The following is a 17,908-nucleotide window of genomic DNA, read 5'->3' as shown; positions in this document are numbered from 1 at the left end:
CAGGGGGCTGCTCTCAGGCGACGCCTTCATTCCAGTGGAGTTTTTTGCGCAGGGTGTCGAAGTAGCTCCAGCCCTTGGGATGCAAAAACCGCATCTGATGCTCGGAGCGCCTGACGCTGATGCGGTCGCCGTGCAGCAAGGTGGCCAGCGACTGTTGGTCAAAGCTGGCGCTGGCATCCCGGCCAGCGACGATTTCAATGACGACTTCTCCAGAGTCTGACAGCACGATGGGCCGGTTCGACAAGGTGTGCGGAGCAATCGGCACCAGCACCCAGCCGGCGATGGAGGGATGCAGCATGGGGCCACCGGCCGAAAGCGCGTAGGCGGTGGAGCCGGTGGGTGAGGCAATGATCAGGCCGTCAGCCCGCTGGTTGGCGACAAAACGGCCATCGACTTCGACCCGCAACTCCACCATGCCGGAAGTCGCCCCCCGGTTGACGACCACGTCATTCATGGCGGTCGCCCTGAACACGCAGTGACCGTCACGCACGACCTTGGCCTGCATCATCCAGCGCCGGTCTTCCTCGAATTCCCCGCGCAGCATGGGTGCCAGGGTGTTCTGGTAATGTTCAAAGCCAATGTCGGTGATGAAGCCGAGCCGCCCCTGGTTGATGCCCACCACGGGCACACCAAACTGGGCCAGCAGGCGGCCAATGCCAAGCATGGTGCCATCGCCGCCAACCACCAGGGCCAGATCGCATTGCGCGCCGATTCCGGCCGCATCGAGCGTTGGAAACTGGCTCAAGCCGGTATTGCGGGCTGTATCCGCCTCAAGCGCAACCTCGCAACCTTGCGATCCCAGGAAATGCGCAATGTCCTCGAGGGCAGAACGGGAGCCTTGGGCCTGGTACTTGCCGATCAGTGCGACATGGCGGAATTGCGACTTCATCGGCAAATTACATCACAACCTTTGCCCCAAGCTTCCGTAGAATGTTCCCATGCTTGATAGTCGCGCACGTTTGTTACTCAAAGCGCTCGTTGAGCGCTATATTGCTGATGGCCAGCCGGTCGGTTCGCGCACGCTGTCCAAGGCTTCCGGCCTGGAGTTGTCGCCCGCCACGATCCGCAATGTGATGAGCGACCTGGAAGACCTGGGCCTGATTGTCAGCCCGCACACCTCTGCCGGCCGCATTCCCACCGCACGGGGCTATCGCCTGTTTGTCGATACGATGCTGACCACGCAGCGCGACCCGTTTTCGGTCGCTGGCCAGATGGCCCGGATTGCACCGGACCAGCCACTCAAGGTCATCAGCAACGCAGCCCACATGCTCTCCAGCCTGTCGCAGTTCGTTGGCGTGGTGATGGCGCCGCGCCGCACCTCGGTTTTTCGGCATATCGAGTTTTTGCGGCTGTCCGAAAAGCGTTTTCTGGTGATCATTGTTTCACCCGATGGCGATGTGCAGAACCGGGTGATCTTTACCGAGACCGACTACACCGCGTCTCAATTGATCGAGGCGTCGAACTTTCTCAACTCGCACTACGCCGGCATGGCGATTGAAGAGGTGCGTGAGCGGCTGAAAAATGAAGTGGAAGCGCTCAGGGGAGAAATCGCCACACTGATGCAGGAAGCCGTCCTGGTCAGTTCCGAAGCCATCGAGTCGCGCGATGAAGTGGTTGTCTCCGGCGAGCGCAACCTGCTGGCGGTCAGCGACTTTTCCAGCGACATGGGCAACCTTCGCAAGCTGTTTGACCTGTTCGAGCAGAAGGCGCAGCTGATGCGCCTGCTCGATGTCTCCAGCCGGGCCGAGGGTGTGCGGATTTACATCGGCGGCGAAAGCCAGGTGATTCCGTACCAGGAACTGTCGGTGGTCACGGCGCCTTACGAGGTCGATGGCCAAGTCGTGGGAACCCTGGGCGTGATTGGCCCGATGCGCATGCCCTACGAAAAAATGATCCAGATTGTCGATATCACCTCCAAGCTGGTCAGCACTGCGCTCAGCCACAGCAAATAGAGCCACTACAATCTGTCGCTGGAAGGGGCGTTAGCTCAGTTGGTTAGAGCAGAGGACTCATAATCCTTTGGTCCACGGTTCAAGTCCGTGACGCCCTACCACGCTAGATATGGAAAGCCTGCTACTAAAAACAGCGGGCTTTTTCGCGTGCGCCCGCCAGTCGCCGCCCCAGCCGCAATAATTCCCCATGACCTCAAGCCGCCCCTACAAGATTCCCGAGTCGGTTCTGGTCGTCATTTACACGCCACAACTCGATGTGCTGCTGATCGAGCGCACCGACCACGCAGGTTTCTGGCAGAGCGTTACCGGCTCGAAAGATACGCTGGACGAGCCCTTGCTGGAGACGGCGCTGCGCGAGGTCGAGGAAGAAACCGGCATCGTGGCCACGCCGGCCCACATGCGCGATTGGCGTCTTTCGAATGTGTATGCAATTTATCCGGCGTGGCGGCATCGCTATGCGCCCGGCGTGACGCGCAATACCGAGCATGTGTTCGGCCTGTGCCTGCCTGCAAGATGCGGCGTCACGCTGAGCCCGCGTGAACACACGGCCGCGCAGTGGCTGGCGCACCGGGACGCTGCGGAAAAATGCTTTTCTCCTTCGAATGCCGAGGCCATTTTGCTGTTGCCGAGGTTCATGCCTCCAGGGGGTTGAGTGGACGTGGCAGCGTCCTACGGGTCTTTGGGCGATGCTTTGTTGGAAAAAAGCAGGCAGTCGGTTCCAATGGCCTGATGCTTTTCGCGCCTTGTCCATCACGCCAGTTGATTCACTGATGCCATCTTTTAACCAGCCTGAAACACTCCGGCTGCTTCAAGGCGGTCAGGCCTTGTTTCCAGCGCTCGTCCAGGCTTTTGATGCCGCAGACAGATGGATACAGCTGGAGACCTATATCTTTGATGTTCATGGTGCCGGGGCCGATGTGGCCGATGCGCTGGTCCGGGCGGCACGGCGGGGCGTGACGGTCCAGGTGCTGGTGGATGCCGTTGGCACCGGCCTGCTGCCTGCCGAATGGCGGGAAAAGTTTAGCGCTGCGGGGGTTCGGTGGTGTGCGTACTCTCCGGTCGGATCGGGCTTGGGCTTCCTGGTGCCCGAACGCTGGCGCAGGCTGCACCGCAAGCTGTGCGTGGTTGACGAGCAGATTGTTTTTTGCGGCGGCATCAATGTACTGGACGATTTTTATGACCCCAACCATGGCGATTTGCAGGCGCCGCGTTTTGATTTTGCAATGGCCGTGACCGGACCGCTGGCGGCCGAGGCCGCCGAGGCCATGGCCCTGCTGTGGTGGCGCGTGCAGGCCGGCTACAGCGCACGGCAACGGCATCTGAACGAGGCTTGGGAAAAGTTCAAGGCGGCAGGCTACGGCGGGCGTACCGATGCAAGCCTGCTGGCCCAGCCCGGAGATTCCGGCCTTGCCGCCTTGCCAGGCATGTCACGCCCCAAAGCGGCGCTGGTCCTGCGCGACAACCTGCGCAACCGCCACAGCATCGAGCGGGCGTACCGCAGGGCGATTGGCAAGGCGCGCCAGGAGGTCATCATTGCGAATGCGTATTTTTTGCCCGGCGGCAAGCTGCGCCGCGCCCTCATGAGGGCGGCCCGGCGCGGCGTTCGCGTCACCCTGCTGCTGCAGGGAAAGTACGAATACTTCATGCAATACCATGCCGCCCGGCCGGTGTACGGCGCTTTGTTGGCCGCAGGGGTGGAAATTCATGAGTATTCCACCAGCTTTCTGCATGCCAAGGTGGCGGTGGTGGATGGACACTGGGCCACCGTGGGATCGTCCAACCTGGACCCGCTGAGCCTGCTGCTGGCGCGCGAAGCCAATGTGGTGGTCGAGGACCGCGCCTTCGCCGGCGAGCTGAGCGCCCGTTTGCGCGAAGCCGTGGTGCATCATGGCGTGCGCATCGACCCTGCTGTTTACAGCCAGCGCCCCCTGGGCCGGCGCATCCAGGGCTGGATGGCTTACGCCCTGATGCGGCTGGCCCTGCTGCTGACAGGCCAGCGTTATTGAAATGCATGTTCCAGGGCGATGCGGCCATCCGGCAAGACCATGGCTTGCTATTTAATTAATAGCTGCCTGAGTAAGTGGGTAAAGCGCAAAAGCCTTAAAAAGCTTATAAAACCGACGCTGGGACGACTTTAAGGTGGGCTGGTAATATCTGACATGCTTATGAAAACTACTCCGCCCTCACAGGATCTGACAGACGAAGGAACACCTGTCTCCGTCAAGATCCGCGAACGCCTGGTCATGGCACGCAAGCGTTTCCATGCCAATGACAACATCGCCGAATTCATCGAGCCGGGCGAGATGGAAAAATTGCTTGACGAGGTCGAGGTCAAGATGCAGGGCGTTCTCGACAGCATGGTGATCGACACCGTGGGCGACCACAACACCGGCAACACGGCCCGCCGGGTTGCCAAGATGTACCTGAAAGAGGTCTTCAATGGCCGGTATGTGACGGCGCCGACCATCACCGAATTCCCCAATGCAGAGCACCTCAACGAGTTGATGATCGTCGGACCGATCACCGTTCGCAGTGCCTGCTCGCACCATTTCTGCCCGGTCATTGGCAAGATCTGGATTGGCGTTCTGCCCAACGAACATACCAACGTGATCGGCCTGTCCAAATACGCGCGGCTGGCCGAGTGGGTCATGGGCCGTCCGCAAATCCAGGAGGAGGCCGTGGTGCAGCTGGCCGACCTGATCATGGAAAAAACCCAGCCCGACGGGCTGGCCATCGTGATGGAAGCCAGCCACTACTGCATGGCCTGGCGCGGCGTCAAGGACATGGACAGCAAGATGATCAACTCGGTCATGCGCGGCGTGTTCCTGAAGGATTCGACCTTGCGCCGCGAGTTTCTCGCGCTCATTCCAAGAAAAGGGTAATTCCATGCTGGTTCGTTTACTTTATGCGAGTCGTGCCGTGGACAACAACGGCGATGCCATCGCCAGCATCCTGGCTCACTCCCGCCAGTACAACCCGACCTGCGGGATCACCGGCATTCTTTGCTATGGCGGGGGGGTGTTTTTGCAGGCCATCGAAGGCGGCCGCATGGCGGTCAGCGAACTGTACGGGCATATCCAGAAAGACCCGCGCCACAAGGACGTGGTGCTGCTGGACTACGAAGAAATTTCCGAGCGCCGTTTTGGCGGCTGGACCATGGGAACGGTCAACCTGCTCAAGCTGAACCATTCCATCTTGCTGAAATACTCTGAAAAAGCCGAACTCGACCCCTATGCGGCCTCGGGCAAGGTGTCGCTGGCGCTGCTTGAAGAGCTGATGGCCACCGCTTCCATCATCGGCCGCGCCTGAAAAAGCCGGAACGAGTCGGGCAGGGCGCTGTGGCCTGCATCGCCGGTACAAGGACGAGACGAGATGAGCACGCCGGCTGAAATCCCCGACCTGCTGATCGGCTGCGATTTTTCGTGCAGTCCGAGCCGCCGCAAACCCATCGTGATGGCTGCGGGCACCGCCTTGAAAGGGCGTGTGCTGCTCTCAAGCCTGGAACGCCTGGACTCGCTCGACAGCTTCGAGCAGTGGCTGCGCCAGGAGCGCGGCTGGATCGGGGCCTTTGACTTTCCCTTCGGCCTGCCGCGCGAACTGGTGACGCAGTTGGGCTGGCCCACGCAATGGCTTGAGTTGATGGCGCACTATGCCGGCTTGGGCCGCCCGGAAATCCGAAACACCTTCGCGGCCTTTTGCGATGCGCGCCCCGTGGGGCAGAAATTTGCCCATCGCGCGACCGACAAGCCGGCCGGCTCCAGCCCGTCCATGAAATGGGTGAACCCGCCGGTCGCCTTCATGCTGCATGCCGGCGTTCCCCGGCTGCTGGCCGCCGGCGTTCATCTGCCCGGCCTGCACCCGGGCGACAGCCGGCGTGTCGCGCTTGAAGGCTATCCGGGAATGCTGGCGCGCGAAGTTCTCGGCAGCCGTTCTTACAAAAGCGATGACAAGGCCAGGCAGACGCCGGAGCGGCTGATTGCGCGCAAGGATCTGATCACTGCGCTCGAACATGGCCAGACCCGGCTGGGCCTGCGCCTGAAAGTCAGCCATGCGCAGCGCGATGCGCTGGTCGATGACGCCAGCGGCGACAGCCTGGATGCGGTGCTGTGCCTGATGCAGGCAGCCTGGGCCGCGCAGCAGGGCGCGCCTGGTTATGGTCTGCCTGCGGACATGGATGCGCTGGAGGGATGGATTGTGACGTCCTGGATTTGAGCCGGGCCTCTGTTCATGCAATGGGCATCAATTTATGCATGATTTATGCCTTTTGCGCAAGTCCAGAAAGCATAACTTGCTATCAATTTAGAAGTAAAAAATGATTTCAGGCTTCAGGTTGATGAGGCTGGCTGTCGCCACCGTTGGTGCGCTGGCCGGCATGGCCCCGGTTTTGGCGGCTACCCCGTCCAGGATGGGCTGGACCGGCGTTGTGACTTGTGTCGTGCCAGATACCGTTGATCTGGCGGTGGTTTCAGGGCGCTGATTGCGGTCGAAGGCGCAAAATCAATCGACCGCATGCAATTTTTGCAGGTTTGAATGGATTTAAAAGGATTTCCCCCATGAAAAAACCACTGATTGCTTTCACATCACTGGCCTTGACGCTGGCACTGAGCGCCTGCAACAAGGCCGATGACCACCAAACCCCGGGCCAGAAACTTGATTCAGCCATTGGCAAGACAGAGCAGGCCGCAGCCGAGGCCAAACTCAAGACCGAGCAGTCGGGCGCTGAAATGAAGGCTAAAACAGAGGAAACCTTTGCCAAGGCGGGCGCCGCATTGAAAAGTGCCACGGAAAATGCGGGAACTTCCGCCAAGGTCGCTGCCGGCAAAGCCATTGAAAAGATGGACGACATGGCGATCACGACGGCTATTTCAGCCGAACTGGTCAAGGATCCGGAGATCAGGGTCTTCAAAATCAATGTGGACACCAAGGATGGTGCGGTGACGCTGAACGGCTCGGCGCCTACGCAGGCCGCCCGAGACAGGGCTGGCGCGATTGCCAAGACCTTTAGCGGTGTTCAGTCGGTGGACAACAAGCTGATCGTCAAGGCAAACTGACAGCGGTCGCTGCTGCCTGCAAACCGGTTAGGCTGATCACAACCCGAACATGAGGGATCCATAAAAAAGGCAGGCGATGAGTGGCCTCATCGCCTGCCTTTTCCGCGCCACCTTGCTCAGGCAGCGCAATGGACTATAGGAGTCGCTTAAGGACGAACGACGATGTCGTTGCGAACGCTTTTGACGTTCTTCACGCCACGGGCAATGGTTTCAGCCTGCATTTTTTCAGCGCCAGATTTTGCAAAGCCGGACAGTTGAACCGTGCCATTGAGCGTTTCAACGCTGATGGACATGGCTGAAACGGTTTTGTCTTCCACGAACTTTGCCTTGACGGCTGTTGTGATGGCGGCATCATCAACATACGATCCAGCTGTTTCCTGGCCACGTCCCACGGCACAGCCGGTGCCAATGATGGTGATGCCTGCCAGGGCTGCGAAGGCGATTGCGCGAACGTATTTCATAGGGTTTCCTCTTTGAGTTGATTTGAGTTGAGTTGGTGCAAAGTTTAAAAAGCCTGTCGATTAACGGCACCACGCCCATCGACCAGCACCTGGTTTTTACAGATCCAGCCAGTCCTTGAGTTTGTCGGCATGCTTTTCTTCGTCAGCCAGAATGCCTTCAAGCATTCGCCGTATGGTGGTGTCCATGCTCATGGCCTCGTGTCGGTTTGTGCGGAATGGCGCGTAAAAGAAGAGAGCATCGTGATCAAGGTGTTGGTCAGGCCGGACGACTTCACCGCAGCCACCAGCAATGCACTTGCCGAGACCATGCGCCACGGACGTATCACAACGATTGCAGCGCCAGCAGCGGCGGAAATCCCGACCAGTCTGAACGGGTGAACCGCTGCATAGTCGCTCAACACAGGTGTTGCCAGTTCGACTGCGGCACTAGCCGGATGGCGATGCCACCACATGCGGGCCGCATATTTAATCCTGCTCAGGGTGCCGCCCTGGACAGCGGCTTCTGACTCAGCCGTCTCGTCAATATCATCATCGACACTGTCCTCAATATCCCGGTGGTGGTGCCGGTTCATGTGCCTGACGATGGCCTTGCGGCTGATGGCCAGGCGTTCTTGGGGGGTGAGTTCAGTGGGGGAGGCCATGCCAGGGGTCTTTTCGTGGAGGTCTTCAGGAAACCGTGCGCAATGCTTGCGCATCGCTGTCAATCTGGGCTTTCAGCTCGGGAAAACGCTCGCTCTTCAAAGGCTTCATGGCAATCATGATGGCAACAATCAGCAATACCAGCGCAAAGCCTGGCACGGCCACCAGCATCCAGTGGAACTGGTTCTGCAAAAAGCCCAGCATCAGCGCTGTGCCCGCCAGGCCAAGAAAAACAACCAAAGCCAGGATGGCGACCACCCCCGCTACTGCACGCGCCAGCAGTTCCGAACCCGCACTCGTTGCTTCCTTGTGAAACAGCGATCCGTAGGCCGACAGGTGGTCCATGACCAGGTCAGGCCTTTGCACAATCGTTGAAAAAAGAGGATGCAGCATAGGTTGGGAACGTAGGTTGTGCGTCAGGGCTTGCCAGGGAGAGTCGGGAAACGGGTTGGGTTTCAGTAACGATTGCGGTTGCGATGGCGCGAAGAAGACACCAGCAGGGCAACCGCTGCACCGACCGCTGCTGCAATCAGCACGGAGCGCATGGGTTGCTCGGAAACATACCGGGTGGTCGCATCAGCGGCCTGCTTGAGTGATTTTTCGGCGCGTTCCTTGGCTTCGGAAGCCATGTCCAGACTCTGGCGGGCCATCTTTTGCGCCTTGGATGCCAGCATGTCAACCATTGGATCAACACTGCCGCGCAGTTCGCGAACTTTGCTTTCGGCCTTGTCAAGCGCTTGGTTGGCATGCTCGCGCGTTGACTCCAAAGCCTTGCTGGCTGAATCCATCATGCCGTCAGAAGCCTTCTGCATTGCAGGAACAGCATCACGGACCATGTTTGAAGGGCTATTTGTATTCATGTCTTATTTCCTTGGTGAGTGAGTGAATGAAAAGTTGATAAAAAAGTAGGCAGCTTTTGAACGCTGCCATCAGCTTAAGGCTAATTTTTTTTGATCAGGCTGACAACAAAACTGACAATTGCCATGATAGCGAACAGGAAGAAGAGAATCTTGGCAATTTCAACGGCGCCTGCTGCAATTCCACCAAAACCGAAGACGGCAGCAATCAGGGCGATCACCAGAAAGACGACTGAATAATGCAACATTTGATTTCCCTTGCGATGGCTAGGCATATAAGAATTGCTTCTTTAAAAAGCCTTGAGCAAGCTTAGCTTTTGGATGTGGTTTTCCTCATCGGTCTTGGGCCTAAACCCCTGTCAGTGCCTGGGGTAATGCCTTGTAGGAAAAGGATGACATTTTGTTACGTGCGCTTTGGCGGGCCTGGCTGGCTTGGCGGGCCTGTTGAGGCTTGCCATCGAAGCGTTGGGTCACTGCGATTTGGGCAGCACGGCACCGACCTGGGTTCCTCTGCCTTCAGCGCTGGCAACCGTCAACTTTCCACCGGCAGCTTCCACCCTGTGACGCATGCCGGCCAGTCCATGGCTTCCCGGCCCAATGCTTTCCAGCTTGAAGCCTTTGCCGTTGTCCTTGACATCCACGGTGATGAAATTGTCAAAGTTGTGCACGCTGATTTCTACCTGGGTTGCATTGGCATATTTGGCGATGTTGGTCAAAGACTCCTGAACCAGCCGGTAAACGGTCAGTTGCGCCGATCCGCCGAGTTCGACGGTTTCCAGATCGGTGGTGATGGAAAGTCCGGAGCGTTCCTCAAATTCGCGCGCCAAAATTTCAAGGGATGCCACCAGGCCCAGATGGGACAGTGACGAGGGCCGAAGGTCTTCAACAATGCGCCGCTTCAGGGCAATGCCGGTGTTGAGGGTGCTGGTCAGGTGTTCAAGCCGTTCCGAGGCTTCCGGCAGGTTGCCGGCCAGGCGGGATTTGATCCTGGCAACATCGAGCTTTGCGGCCGTCAGCAGTGCGCCCAGTTCATCATGCAGCTCACGCGCCAGGTGGCCGCGTTCTTCTTCACGCACATTTTGCAGATGGGTTGCCAGTTCGGCCAGGCTGGCGGTACGTTCCCTGACCTGTTTTTCGAGCAGGTCGCGCTCGCGCTCCAGAGACTCCTGCTCGCGCTGGCCCGAGGCAATGAGTGCCTTGTTTTGCATCAGGTACATGTAAAAAGCCAGCAGTCCGACCAGCGCCGTGGTGGCAATCCCAATGCGTGAAAGCTGCAGTGCTTTCCTGATCTGCGCCTGGCCCTGTTCCATTTGCTGGATGCTGCTGGCCGACAGTTTGTCGGATTGAATCCGGATGGCTTCCATCTCTTCCTTGCCTACGTCGGTCGTCAGCACAAATTTCCAGCCATCATCATTGCCCTCCTTGCGCATGCGCACGCTCAGGTCCATCTCGGCCATCTTGCGCGACACATGACGCGACAGGGTGTCGAAGTCACCCGACAGCGCAGGCTGGGAGACAAAGATCTGCCGCAGAAGGTTGAGGTTTTCGGTAATATCGCCTACCGCCGAACGGTAAGGCTCCAGATAGCGAGGATCGCCTGTCAGCAGGTAGCCGCGCTGACCGGTTTCTGCGTCCAGCACTTGGCGCACCAGCCGGGTGATGGCGCTGCGTGTCTGCTGGGCCTGCTCCATGTTGCTGACGGCCTTGGTGGACTGTTGAAAGCTCGTTTCATTGATGAAAATCATGAAGGCTGCAGCCAGCACGGCCAGCGGCAGGCTGATGGCCGTTTTGAGCGTGGCAAATTTTTTCAAGGCTGACTCCCGTTCGGTACTTGTGTGAATAACTCGTCAATAATGAGCAGTGATAATCAATGCAGCTGTGTTGCCTTGGCGCTGATTTTTGGTGGCCTTGCCGGGCAGTGCAGGTTTTTATAGAAAGACAGCGACATGATAAAAATTGGAATTGTGGATGACCATGCCATTGTGCGTTCCGGACTGAAGCAGTTTTTCTCGGACCAGGTGGATCTGCGCGTTGTTGGTGAAGCAGCAAGCGGACGGGAAGCGATTGACCTGGTTCGCAATGTCGAACTGGACATTCTTGTCATGGACCTGTCCATGCCCGGTCAAAGTGGAATCGATGCGCTGGCGATGATCCGCGCCAAGGCGCCCGATGTTGGCATCCTGATCTTGAGTGGTTACCCCGAAGAGCATTACGCAGTCAATCTGATTCGTCAGGGTGCCAGCGGCTACCTCAACAAGGAATGCGACCCTTCTGAAATCGTCGATGCCATTCGCGTGATTTCCCTGGGCAAGCGCTACATCACGGCAGCCGTGGCCGAGTTGCTTGCGCAGCAACTGAATCGTCCCAAGGACGTGGCGGCCCACGAGCAGTTGTCCGAGCGGGAATTCCAGGTGTTCTTGAAGCTGGCCAAGGGTGAAACGGCAGGCGATATCGCCAAGGCGCTTTCGCTGAGCGTTAAAACCGTCAGCACCTACCGCACGCGCGTCATGGAAAAGATGAGTCTGGCCTCCAACAGCGACCTGACCTATTACGCCCTGAAAAACAAACTCATTGACTGAAGGACTGCGGCGCAAACCCTGGCGGTTTGTGCGCCGTCCGGGCGCCGGCTTCTCAAGCAGGCATCCGGATTTCCTGACGTGCTGCGCCCTCAATACCCTGAAAAGTCGAAAACTCTGACAGTCCTCCCATTCAGGAGGAAGGTTTTTCGGCTTCAATGGAATTGTTTTGTTGAAGGCAGTACTCAACCAACGCATCAATTTCGTTGGATTTGTCGAACACCGCATCGACCCCAAGCTGGGCGCAACGCTGGCGAATGTCTGCGGTAGCGTAATTGCTGAGAACCACCACTTTTTGCCGTGATGGGCGATCCCGGCAAGCTGCAAGTACCCCCAGACCGCTTCCCTGCTTTAAAAACAAATCAACGATTGCCAGATCCCATTCCTGTCGGTTGGCGTTCAGCCAAGCCTTGCCATCGTTTTCGGTTTCTGCCGTTCCCACGGCAATCACGCAGGCCAACTCTTCCAGAGTGCCAATCAGATTTTCACGAATGGTGGGGTTGTCTTCGACGATGTATGTTTTCAATCTCACGGCTCATATCCAGTTAACGGCGGCAGGAATTCGGTGTGAGTTGCGAAAAGCCCGCCAATGCGGCTAGCAAGAGCCGGAAATGCCAGCTTGTCTTGTTTCCTAATGTATCTTCAGATTGATGAATCATTGTGCCAGTGACGTTTGTTTGTATTTGTAGGGGTTTTCCGATGATTTCATGTTAATCAGATGTAGGCACCTGCCGACAGCCTTTCATCGCATTTGCCGACTGTCAAAAATTCGCATGTGGCCGACAGTCAGACTCTGCGATTGAGTGTTTGCGCGCCAGTTGCCATGAGGATTTTTGCGCATTGCCAGCCATTGCAGGCTCACGCTTGCTGAGCGGCCATCAACCCAGACCAAGGCATGAAAAATTCCCCGTTGAAATCCGCCTCCCTTCGCCATTGGCTGGCGGGTTTTGCCATCTTGCTGGTTGTTCTTGTGTTGGTGCTTTCCTTTTTTCCCTGGGATTCGCTTCGCGGACCCATCAACCGGTATGTGTCGGAGCAGCTGGGACGACGTTTTGAGATCACGAAACATCTGTCTGTGGACCTGGGACGCACCACCACCGTCAGGGCGGAAGGTGTCGAAATCGCCAATCCTGAATGGGCGCATGATTCCTACCTGCTCAAGGCCACTGCTGCTGAATTCGACATTAATCTGTTACCGCTTGTTGTCGGAAAAGTGGTGCTGCCCAGGATCAAATTGACTGAACCCATGATTGGCCTGCAGATCGAACCCGATGGCCGCAGAACCTGGGCGCTTTCTCGCGATACCTCGGACAAAAGTGCGGTTCCCCAGATCGGTGCTGTCGTGGTTGATCAGGGGAATGTCAGCTACCTTGCCAAGGCACAGGGCGCTGACCTGGATGTGCAGTTTTCATTGGCCCCGGAAGCCGGGAATGAATTGCCTTTGAGTTACAAGGCTATCGGGCAATGGAAGCATGAAACATTTACCGCCAATGGACGCGCAGGAGGTGTACTGGAGTTCAGCCAGAATACCCAGGCATCCTTTCCACTTGAAGTCAACGCAGTCGCCGGAAGAACCAGCCTGAAGGCCAAGGGTTCGATTGCCAATCTTGCCGACCTGGCCGGCATTGATGCGACTTTTGACCTGCAGGGCCAGAACCTTGACGATCTTTATAACTTGCTGGGTGTGGTACTGCCATCCACGCCGCCCTACAAGCTTCGCGGCAAGCTCGACAAGAAGGACAAACTCTGGGTTGTCAGCCAGATTCAGGGTCTGCTGGGCAAGTCCGACCTCAGCGGTTCGCTGAGCTTTGATCAATCTTCGGCGGTTCCGCTTTTGACTGGCAAGGTGCAATCCAGGGTCATGGATTTTGCGGACTTGGGGGCAGTCATCGGCATGGCGCCTTCTGGCGCTCTGGCACCAAAGAAACAAGCCGTGGCTGCTTCAAACATCAAAAAACCAGCGCAAGCCAACTCAAGCAGCAAAGCTTCACCAACCGGAACTGCGCCTGGCAAGGTGCTGCCGCGCACGCCGCTGGACGTGACCAAGCTCAAGGCCATGAATGCCGATGTCATCTATTCGGCGGCCGACATCCGGCATGTGAAGGAGTTACCGCTGGACAAAGGCTCTGTTCACGTCAAGCTCAATGCCGGCGTTCTGCAACTGGAGCCGATTTCGCTCGGCGTTGCCGGTGGATCGGTGGCTGGCACCATCCGTATTGATTCCACTGTTTCCCCGGCGGCCTTTAACACCAGGCTCGATGTCCGGGCCGTGCAGCTGAACCAGCTCTTCCCTGCGGTTGAAACGACTAAAACCGGCCTTGGAAAAGTCAGCGGCCAGTTCGACCTGCAGGGGCGTGGAAATTCGCTGGCGCAAATGCTCGGGTCGGCCTCGGGGGATGTGGCGGTGTTGATGGGCAAAGGCGAAATCAGCAACATCCTGCTCGAATTCATGGGCCTGGATGGGGGCGAGGTGATCAAGTTCCTGTTGCGCGGCGACCGCAATGTGCAGCTAAGGTGCGCCGCTGCGGCTTTTGATGTCAGGCAGGGCCTGATGAGCAGCCGGGCGATTGTGCTTGACACCAGCGACACCGTCATCACGGGGCAAGGGCAGATCAGCCTGGCCAACGAAACGCTGGACATCCTGCTCAAGCCGGAGCCCAAGGACATGAGTATTTTGAGCCTGAGGTCACCGCTGCGGATTGGCGGCACGTTTGCGCACATGTCGGCGGGACCGGAAAAATCGGCGCTGGCAGGGCGCGCAGGCATTGCCCTGCTGCTGGCCGCCATCAATCCCTTGCTGGCCCTGGCTGCAACCATCGAAACCGGGCCGGGCGAGAATGCCGATTGCGCCGCGATCCTGTCTAAAGCTGCCCATCCGGCCACCAACGCTGCCACTGGAAAAAAGTGATTCAGGCGGCTGGAAATTCCGCTGCTTTAACGCCGCAGACTGCGCACGCCTTGTTGCGCGACAGTTTCATCTCGTGCCACTCCATGCCCCTGCCATCAAGCATCAGCAGGCGTCCGGTCAGTGCCGTTCCGATGCCGCACAGCAGTTTCAGCGCCTCGGCAGCCTGTACTGTGCCCACGATGCCGACCAGCGGTGCAAACACGCCCATGGTGGCGCAGCGGGTTTCTTCGGGCAGGTCTGATTCCGGAAAGATGCAGGCATAGCAAGGCGAGTCAGGACTGCGCGGGTCATAGACCGTGATCTGGCCATCAAAGCGGATTGCAGCGCCCGACACCAGCGGCTTGCCGTGCTTGACACAGGCCCGGTTGATGGCGTGGCGGGTCGAAAAGTTGTCGGTGCAGTCAAGCACCAGGTCTGCCTGACTGACCAGCCGGTCAAGCAGGGCATCGTCAGCCCGCTGCGTCACCGGAATCACTTTCACATCAGGGTTGAGCGCGGCGACGGCTTGGAGCACCGATTCCGCCTTGAATTCACCAATGCGCGCGACCGTATGCGCAATCTGGCGCTGCAGGTTGGTCGCATCCACGTGGTCATGATCGACCACGGTGATGCGGCCAACGCCGGCGCTCCCCAAGTACAGGGCCACCGGCGAGCCCAGCCCGCCTGCGCCAATGATCAGCACATGCGAGGCGAGAAGCTTTTGCTGGCCTTCAATGCCTATTTCATCGAGCAGGATGTGCCGGGAATAGCGAAGCAGCTGTTCGTCGTTCATGGGAATGGAAAAATGAAAAACCGCCGGCATGTGCGGCGGGAGGTTGATGGCTGCGAAGTGTGAACCGTGAAGTGCAAATAAAGCAAAGCCCGTTCGAAACCGGACGGGCTTTGCCTGAACGAAGCGGTATGAACGCCTAGTTTTCTTTCTTTTCGTTCTTGGGCTCGACAACCGCCGTCTTGCTGACCAGCACCGGACGGCCCTTGAGCTGGTTGATGGCCTGGGCCAACTGGAAGTCCTTGTCGCTTCCCAGTTCGGGCGGACGGCGCTGCTCGGGCGTTTTCTTGGCTTCTTCTTCAAGCCGCTTCATGGCTTCCTCGCGCGCTTTTTCGCGGCCCGGGTCTTTCACTTCGGCACCCTGGCCGCTGTTCAGGTGCTTTTCCAGGTCGGCTTCACGGGTGCGCAGTGCCGCAAACGGGCTGCCTTCAGCGGTTTCATCAATCATCACGTCAGGCACAATGCCGCGCGCCTGGATCGACTTGCCGCTCGGCGTGTAATAGCGCGCCGTGGTCAGCTTGATGCCCGTGTCAGGGCCCAGCGGACGCACCGTCTGGACCGAACCCTTGCCAAACGTCTGGTTGCCCATGATGGTCGCGCGCTTGTAGTCCTGCAGCGCGCCGGCCACGATCTCGCTGGCCGAGGCCGAGCCTTCATTAACCAGCACCACGAGCGGCACGGTCTTGAGTGCGGCCGGCAGGCGCTTGAGCGGATCAGCGCCATTGCGGCGCTGGTAAAACTCGGGCGAAGCCTTGTAAACCGACTTGCTTTCGACCAACTGGCCGTTGGTGGAAACCACGGTCACGTTTTCGGGCAAAAAGGCCGCTGAAACCGCCACCGCCGCATCGAGCAATCCGCCCGGGTCATTGCGCAGGTCCAGCACCAGGCCTTTAAGCTTGGGCTCCTGCTTGTAAATCTGCTCCATCTTGACCACAAAGTCGTCAACCGTGCGTTCCTGGAACTGGCTCAGGCGAATCCAGGCATAACCCGGCTCAATCACCTTGCTGCGAACCGACTGGGTGCGGATTTCTTCGCGCGTGATGGTGACCGGGAAGGTGCGGCTTTCATCCTTGCGGAAAATCGTCAGCATCACCTTGGTCTGGGGTTCGCCGCGCATTTTCTTGACCGCATCGTTCAGGCTCAGGCCTTTGACTGCCGTGTCATCAATGCGGGTGATCAGGTCGTTCGGCTTGAGTCCGGCGCGGTCGGCCGGCGAGCCTTCAATCGGCGACACCACCTTGACCAGGCCGTCTTCCTGGCTGATCTCGATGCCCACGCCGACAAAGCGGCCCGAGGTGCCTTCGCGGAATTCCTTGTAGGTTTTCTTGTCGAAATACACCGAATGCGGATCCAGGCTGGCAACCATGCCGGAAATTGCATCGGTAATCAGTTTCTTTTCGTCCACAGGCTCGACGTAATCGGTCTTGACCATGCCGAAGACGGCCGCGAGTTGCTGCAATTCTTCGAGCGGCAAGGGTGCCATGCCGGCGCGTGCAACTGCCTGCAACTGCACGGTCGTCAATGCCCCGGCCATTGCGCCAATTGAAATCCAGCCTGCTATCTTGAGCTTCTGACCCATAAAAATTTTCCTAAGCCTGTTGAGGAACCCTTGCTCCTTCGTATCAGGAGCAATATACACCTTGGACACATACATGCCTGTGCAGTTCCGCAAGCTGCACATCGTGGGTCATTAAATATGCGGAGAAAGCCCGGTTTTTGCAAGACGCTAACGGAATGGTTACAAATAAGCGGTGCCAATGTCCCTGGCAGGGGCATTGGTGGACAGGCTCACTCTCCTGTTCGGCAGTCTTTTAAAGGGTTCTGCCGTGATTCATGCCGCAACGGCCTTGCCCTGTGCGCCCACCGCCGCAGCAGCTTTGGCGGCGGCTTCGCTGTCGCCCAGGTAGTAGCTGCGCAGCGGCTTGAGGTTCTCGTCGAGTTCATAGACCAGCGGAATGCCGTTGGGAATGTTCAGGCCGACGATGTCGCTGTCCGAGATATTGTCCAGATACTTCACCAGCGCGCGAATCGAGTTGCCGTGCGCGGCGACCACGATGCGCTTGCCGGCCTTGATGGCGGGCGCCATGGCTTCGTTCCAGAAGGGCAGGACGCGCTCCACCGTGTCCTTCAGGCATTCGGTCAGCGGCACCTGTCCGGGCAGCAGCTTGGCGTAGCGCCGGTCGCTGCGTTCGCTGCGGGGGTCATTGGCCGCCAGCGGCGGCGGCGGCGTGTCGTAGCTGCGGCGCCAGACCAGCACCTGCTCGTCACCGAACTTTTTCGCCGTCTCGGCCTTGTTCAGCCCCTGCAGGTCGCCGTAATGGCGCTCGTTGAGCCGCCAGCTGTGCACCACCGGCAGCCAGGTCTGGTCCATCTCGTCGAGCACATGCCAGAGCGTGCGGGTGGCGCGCTTGAGCACGCTGGTATAGGCCAGGTCAAAGTCATAGCCTTCGGCCTTGAGCAGCTGGCCGGAATTTTTGGCCTGCGCAATCCCGGTTTCGGTCAGATCGACGTCGGTCCAGCCGGTAAAGCGGTTGTCCAGGTTCCAGGTTGATTCGCCGTGGCGTATGAGCACGAGTTTGTACATGGTGGTTCAGTGTGAAGGGGGAAATGAAAACAGGAAGGAATGGATTTAAAAAGCTGGCCTTCGGGCGAACTTCCGCCCCCATTCTAAAATCAGTGTTTGCGTGAAAAACAT

21 protein-coding genes, 1 tRNA gene and 1 pseudogene are annotated in these 17,908 nt (G+C 58.3%); 11 read left to right on the top strand and 12 right to left on the bottom strand.

Annotated elements, in window-relative coordinates; all coding sequences use genetic code 11:
* Positions 1-13: 13 nt before the first annotated feature.
* Positions 14-889, bottom strand: coding sequence for an NAD kinase (locus ABLV49_RS16335; protein WP_349278062.1), 876 nt, complete (start codon positions 887-889; stop codon positions 14-16).
* A 49-nt stretch (positions 890-938) separates the two neighbouring features.
* Here ABLV49_RS16335 and hrcA point away from each other — a divergent pair, with 49 nt between their 5' ends.
* The 9 genes from hrcA to ABLV49_RS16290 all read left to right on the top strand — a co-directional run bounded on the left by hrcA (position 939) and on the right by ABLV49_RS16290 (position 7,003).
* Positions 939-1,952, top strand: a complete 1,014-nt coding sequence (gene hrcA, locus ABLV49_RS16330; protein WP_011800320.1) for a heat-inducible transcriptional repressor HrcA — start codon at positions 939-941, stop codon at positions 1,950-1,952.
* A gap of 24 nt (positions 1,953-1,976) precedes the next feature.
* Positions 1,977-2,053 (top strand) — tRNA-Ile (locus ABLV49_RS16325).
* A gap of 86 nt (positions 2,054-2,139) precedes the next feature.
* On the top strand, positions 2,140-2,604 hold the full coding sequence (gene nudB / locus ABLV49_RS16320; protein ID WP_349278060.1) for a dihydroneopterin triphosphate diphosphatase: 465 nt from the start codon (positions 2,140-2,142) through the stop codon (positions 2,602-2,604).
* A gap of 118 nt (positions 2,605-2,722) precedes the next feature.
* Positions 2,723-3,958 (top strand): cardiolipin synthase ClsB, encoded by a 1,236-nt coding sequence (gene clsB / locus ABLV49_RS16315; protein WP_349278058.1) that lies wholly within the window; start codon positions 2,723-2,725, stop codon positions 3,956-3,958.
* Between the two features lie 153 nt (positions 3,959-4,111).
* Positions 4,112-4,834: a GTP cyclohydrolase I gene (gene folE / locus ABLV49_RS16310; protein ID WP_349278057.1), complete on the top strand. Its 723-nt coding sequence runs from the start codon at positions 4,112-4,114 to the stop codon at positions 4,832-4,834.
* Between the two features lie 4 nt (positions 4,835-4,838).
* On the top strand, positions 4,839-5,261 hold the full coding sequence (locus ABLV49_RS16305; RefSeq protein ID WP_349278055.1) for a BLUF domain-containing protein: 423 nt from the start codon (positions 4,839-4,841) through the stop codon (positions 5,259-5,261).
* 63 nt (positions 5,262-5,324) lie between these two features.
* The gene (locus ABLV49_RS16300) at positions 5,325-6,164 is read left to right on the top strand and encodes a DUF429 domain-containing protein (protein WP_349278053.1); all 840 of its coding nucleotides are present in this window, start codon (positions 5,325-5,327) and stop codon (positions 6,162-6,164) included.
* Between the two features lie 121 nt (positions 6,165-6,285).
* Complete coding sequence (locus ABLV49_RS16295; RefSeq protein ID WP_349278051.1) at positions 6,286-6,429, top strand: hypothetical protein; 144 nt, start codon at positions 6,286-6,288, stop codon at positions 6,427-6,429.
* A 76-nt stretch (positions 6,430-6,505) separates the two neighbouring features.
* Positions 6,506-7,003 carry a BON domain-containing protein gene (locus ABLV49_RS16290; RefSeq protein WP_349278050.1) on the top strand — a complete coding sequence of 166 codons (498 nt, stop codon included), beginning with the start codon at positions 6,506-6,508 and terminating at the stop codon, positions 7,001-7,003.
* Positions 7,004-7,149: 146 nt separating this feature from the next.
* Here ABLV49_RS16290 and ABLV49_RS16285 read toward each other — a convergent pair whose 3' ends face one another.
* The 7 genes and pseudogenes from ABLV49_RS16285 to ABLV49_RS16255 form a co-directional block, all read right to left on the bottom strand.
* Positions 7,150-7,464: a BON domain-containing protein gene (locus ABLV49_RS16285; RefSeq protein WP_349278048.1), complete on the bottom strand. Its 315-nt coding sequence runs from the start codon at positions 7,462-7,464 to the stop codon at positions 7,150-7,152.
* 96 nt (positions 7,465-7,560) lie between these two features.
* Positions 7,561-7,647, bottom strand: a pseudogene (locus ABLV49_RS16280) (ferritin-like domain-containing protein); the annotation flags it as partial.
* Between the two features lie 5 nt (positions 7,648-7,652).
* The gene (locus ABLV49_RS16275; protein WP_349278046.1) at positions 7,653-8,105 is read right to left on the bottom strand and encodes a hypothetical protein; all 453 of its coding nucleotides are present in this window, start codon (positions 8,103-8,105) and stop codon (positions 7,653-7,655) included.
* Between the two features lie 25 nt (positions 8,106-8,130).
* Positions 8,131-8,496 (bottom strand): phage holin family protein, encoded by a 366-nt coding sequence (locus ABLV49_RS16270; protein ID WP_011800329.1) that lies wholly within the window; start codon positions 8,494-8,496, stop codon positions 8,131-8,133.
* A 62-nt stretch (positions 8,497-8,558) separates the two neighbouring features.
* A complete protein-coding gene (locus ABLV49_RS16265; RefSeq protein ID WP_349278044.1) occupies positions 8,559-8,963 on the bottom strand; it encodes a hypothetical protein in 405 nt (134 codons plus the stop codon).
* Positions 8,964-9,043: 80 nt separating this feature from the next.
* Positions 9,044-9,208, bottom strand: coding sequence for a DUF1328 domain-containing protein (locus tag ABLV49_RS16260; protein WP_011800331.1), 165 nt, complete (start codon positions 9,206-9,208; stop codon positions 9,044-9,046).
* Between the two features lie 222 nt (positions 9,209-9,430).
* A complete protein-coding gene (locus ABLV49_RS16255; RefSeq protein WP_349278042.1) occupies positions 9,431-10,771 on the bottom strand; it encodes a sensor histidine kinase in 1,341 nt (446 codons plus the stop codon).
* A gap of 135 nt (positions 10,772-10,906) precedes the next feature.
* Between ABLV49_RS16255 and ABLV49_RS16250 the strand changes: the two genes are divergently transcribed.
* Positions 10,907-11,539 (top strand): response regulator, encoded by a 633-nt coding sequence (locus tag ABLV49_RS16250; protein ID WP_011800333.1) that lies wholly within the window; start codon positions 10,907-10,909, stop codon positions 11,537-11,539.
* 130 nt (positions 11,540-11,669) lie between these two features.
* Here the strand turns inward: ABLV49_RS16250 and ABLV49_RS16245 are convergent, their stop codons facing one another.
* Positions 11,670-12,068, bottom strand: a complete 399-nt coding sequence (locus tag ABLV49_RS16245) for a response regulator (protein WP_011800334.1) — start codon at positions 12,066-12,068, stop codon at positions 11,670-11,672.
* A gap of 363 nt (positions 12,069-12,431) precedes the next feature.
* Between ABLV49_RS16245 and ABLV49_RS16240 the strand changes: the two genes are divergently transcribed.
* Entirely contained in the window at positions 12,432-14,444 is a 2,013-nt protein-coding gene (locus ABLV49_RS16240) for an AsmA family protein (RefSeq protein WP_349278039.1), read from the top strand.
* Between the two features lies 1 nt (position 14,445).
* Here ABLV49_RS16240 and ABLV49_RS16235 read toward each other — a convergent pair whose 3' ends face one another.
* The 3 genes from ABLV49_RS16235 to gpmA all read right to left on the bottom strand — a co-directional run bounded on the left by ABLV49_RS16235 (position 14,446) and on the right by gpmA (position 17,797).
* Positions 14,446-15,216, bottom strand: a complete 771-nt coding sequence (locus ABLV49_RS16235; protein WP_349278037.1) for a HesA/MoeB/ThiF family protein — start codon at positions 15,214-15,216, stop codon at positions 14,446-14,448.
* 136 nt (positions 15,217-15,352) lie between these two features.
* On the bottom strand, positions 15,353-16,792 hold the full coding sequence (locus ABLV49_RS16230) for a S41 family peptidase (RefSeq protein WP_349278035.1): 1,440 nt from the start codon (positions 16,790-16,792) through the stop codon (positions 15,353-15,355).
* A gap of 252 nt (positions 16,793-17,044) precedes the next feature.
* Positions 17,045-17,797 (bottom strand): 2,3-diphosphoglycerate-dependent phosphoglycerate mutase, encoded by a 753-nt coding sequence (gpmA, locus tag ABLV49_RS16225; protein ID WP_349278033.1) that lies wholly within the window; start codon positions 17,795-17,797, stop codon positions 17,045-17,047.
* Positions 17,798-17,908 lie beyond the last annotated feature (111 nt).

The sequence above is a fragment of the Polaromonas hydrogenivorans genome, from assembly GCF_040105105.1.
GTDB lineage: Bacteria > Pseudomonadota > Gammaproteobacteria > Burkholderiales > Burkholderiaceae_C > Polaromonas > Polaromonas hydrogenivorans.
This window is presented reverse-complemented; position numbering and strand designations above follow the sequence as displayed.

Excerpts from the sequence above, each read along its gene's own strand:
- ABLV49_RS16260 (WP_011800331.1), bottom strand. The coding sequence starts at position 9,208 with ATGTTGCATTATTCAGTCGTCTTTCTGGTGATCGCCCTGATTGCTGCC.
- clsB (WP_349278058.1), top strand. The coding sequence starts at position 2,723 with ATGCCATCTTTTAACCAGCCTGAAACACTCCGGCTGCTTCAAGGCGGT.
- gpmA (WP_349278033.1), bottom strand. The coding sequence starts at position 17,797 with ATGTACAAACTCGTGCTCATACGCCACGGCGAATCAACCTGGAACCTG.
- ABLV49_RS16295 (WP_349278051.1), top strand. The coding sequence starts at position 6,286 with ATGAGGCTGGCTGTCGCCACCGTTGGTGCGCTGGCCGGCATGGCCCCG.
- ABLV49_RS16275 (WP_349278046.1), bottom strand. The coding sequence starts at position 8,105 with ATGGCCTCCCCCACTGAACTCACCCCCCAAGAACGCCTGGCCATCAGC.
- ABLV49_RS16230 (WP_349278035.1), bottom strand. The coding sequence starts at position 16,792 with ATGGGTCAGAAGCTCAAGATAGCAGGCTGGATTTCAATTGGCGCAATG.
- ABLV49_RS16270 (WP_011800329.1), bottom strand. The coding sequence starts at position 8,496 with ATGCTGCATCCTCTTTTTTCAACGATTGTGCAAAGGCCTGACCTGGTC.
- nudB (WP_349278060.1), top strand. The coding sequence starts at position 2,140 with ATGACCTCAAGCCGCCCCTACAAGATTCCCGAGTCGGTTCTGGTCGTC.
- hrcA (WP_011800320.1), top strand. The coding sequence starts at position 939 with ATGCTTGATAGTCGCGCACGTTTGTTACTCAAAGCGCTCGTTGAGCGC.
- ABLV49_RS16235 (WP_349278037.1), bottom strand. The coding sequence starts at position 15,216 with ATGAACGACGAACAGCTGCTTCGCTATTCCCGGCACATCCTGCTCGAT.
- ABLV49_RS16240 (WP_349278039.1), top strand. The coding sequence starts at position 12,432 with ATGAAAAATTCCCCGTTGAAATCCGCCTCCCTTCGCCATTGGCTGGCG.
- ABLV49_RS16265 (WP_349278044.1), bottom strand. The coding sequence starts at position 8,963 with ATGAATACAAATAGCCCTTCAAACATGGTCCGTGATGCTGTTCCTGCA.
- ABLV49_RS16285 (WP_349278048.1), bottom strand. The coding sequence starts at position 7,464 with ATGAAATACGTTCGCGCAATCGCCTTCGCAGCCCTGGCAGGCATCACC.
- ABLV49_RS16290 (WP_349278050.1), top strand. The coding sequence starts at position 6,506 with ATGAAAAAACCACTGATTGCTTTCACATCACTGGCCTTGACGCTGGCA.
- ABLV49_RS16335 (WP_349278062.1), bottom strand. The coding sequence starts at position 889 with ATGAAGTCGCAATTCCGCCATGTCGCACTGATCGGCAAGTACCAGGCC.
- ABLV49_RS16305 (WP_349278055.1), top strand. The coding sequence starts at position 4,839 with ATGCTGGTTCGTTTACTTTATGCGAGTCGTGCCGTGGACAACAACGGC.
- ABLV49_RS16300 (WP_349278053.1), top strand. The coding sequence starts at position 5,325 with ATGAGCACGCCGGCTGAAATCCCCGACCTGCTGATCGGCTGCGATTTT.
- ABLV49_RS16250 (WP_011800333.1), top strand. The coding sequence starts at position 10,907 with ATGATAAAAATTGGAATTGTGGATGACCATGCCATTGTGCGTTCCGGA.
- folE (WP_349278057.1), top strand. The coding sequence starts at position 4,112 with ATGCTTATGAAAACTACTCCGCCCTCACAGGATCTGACAGACGAAGGA.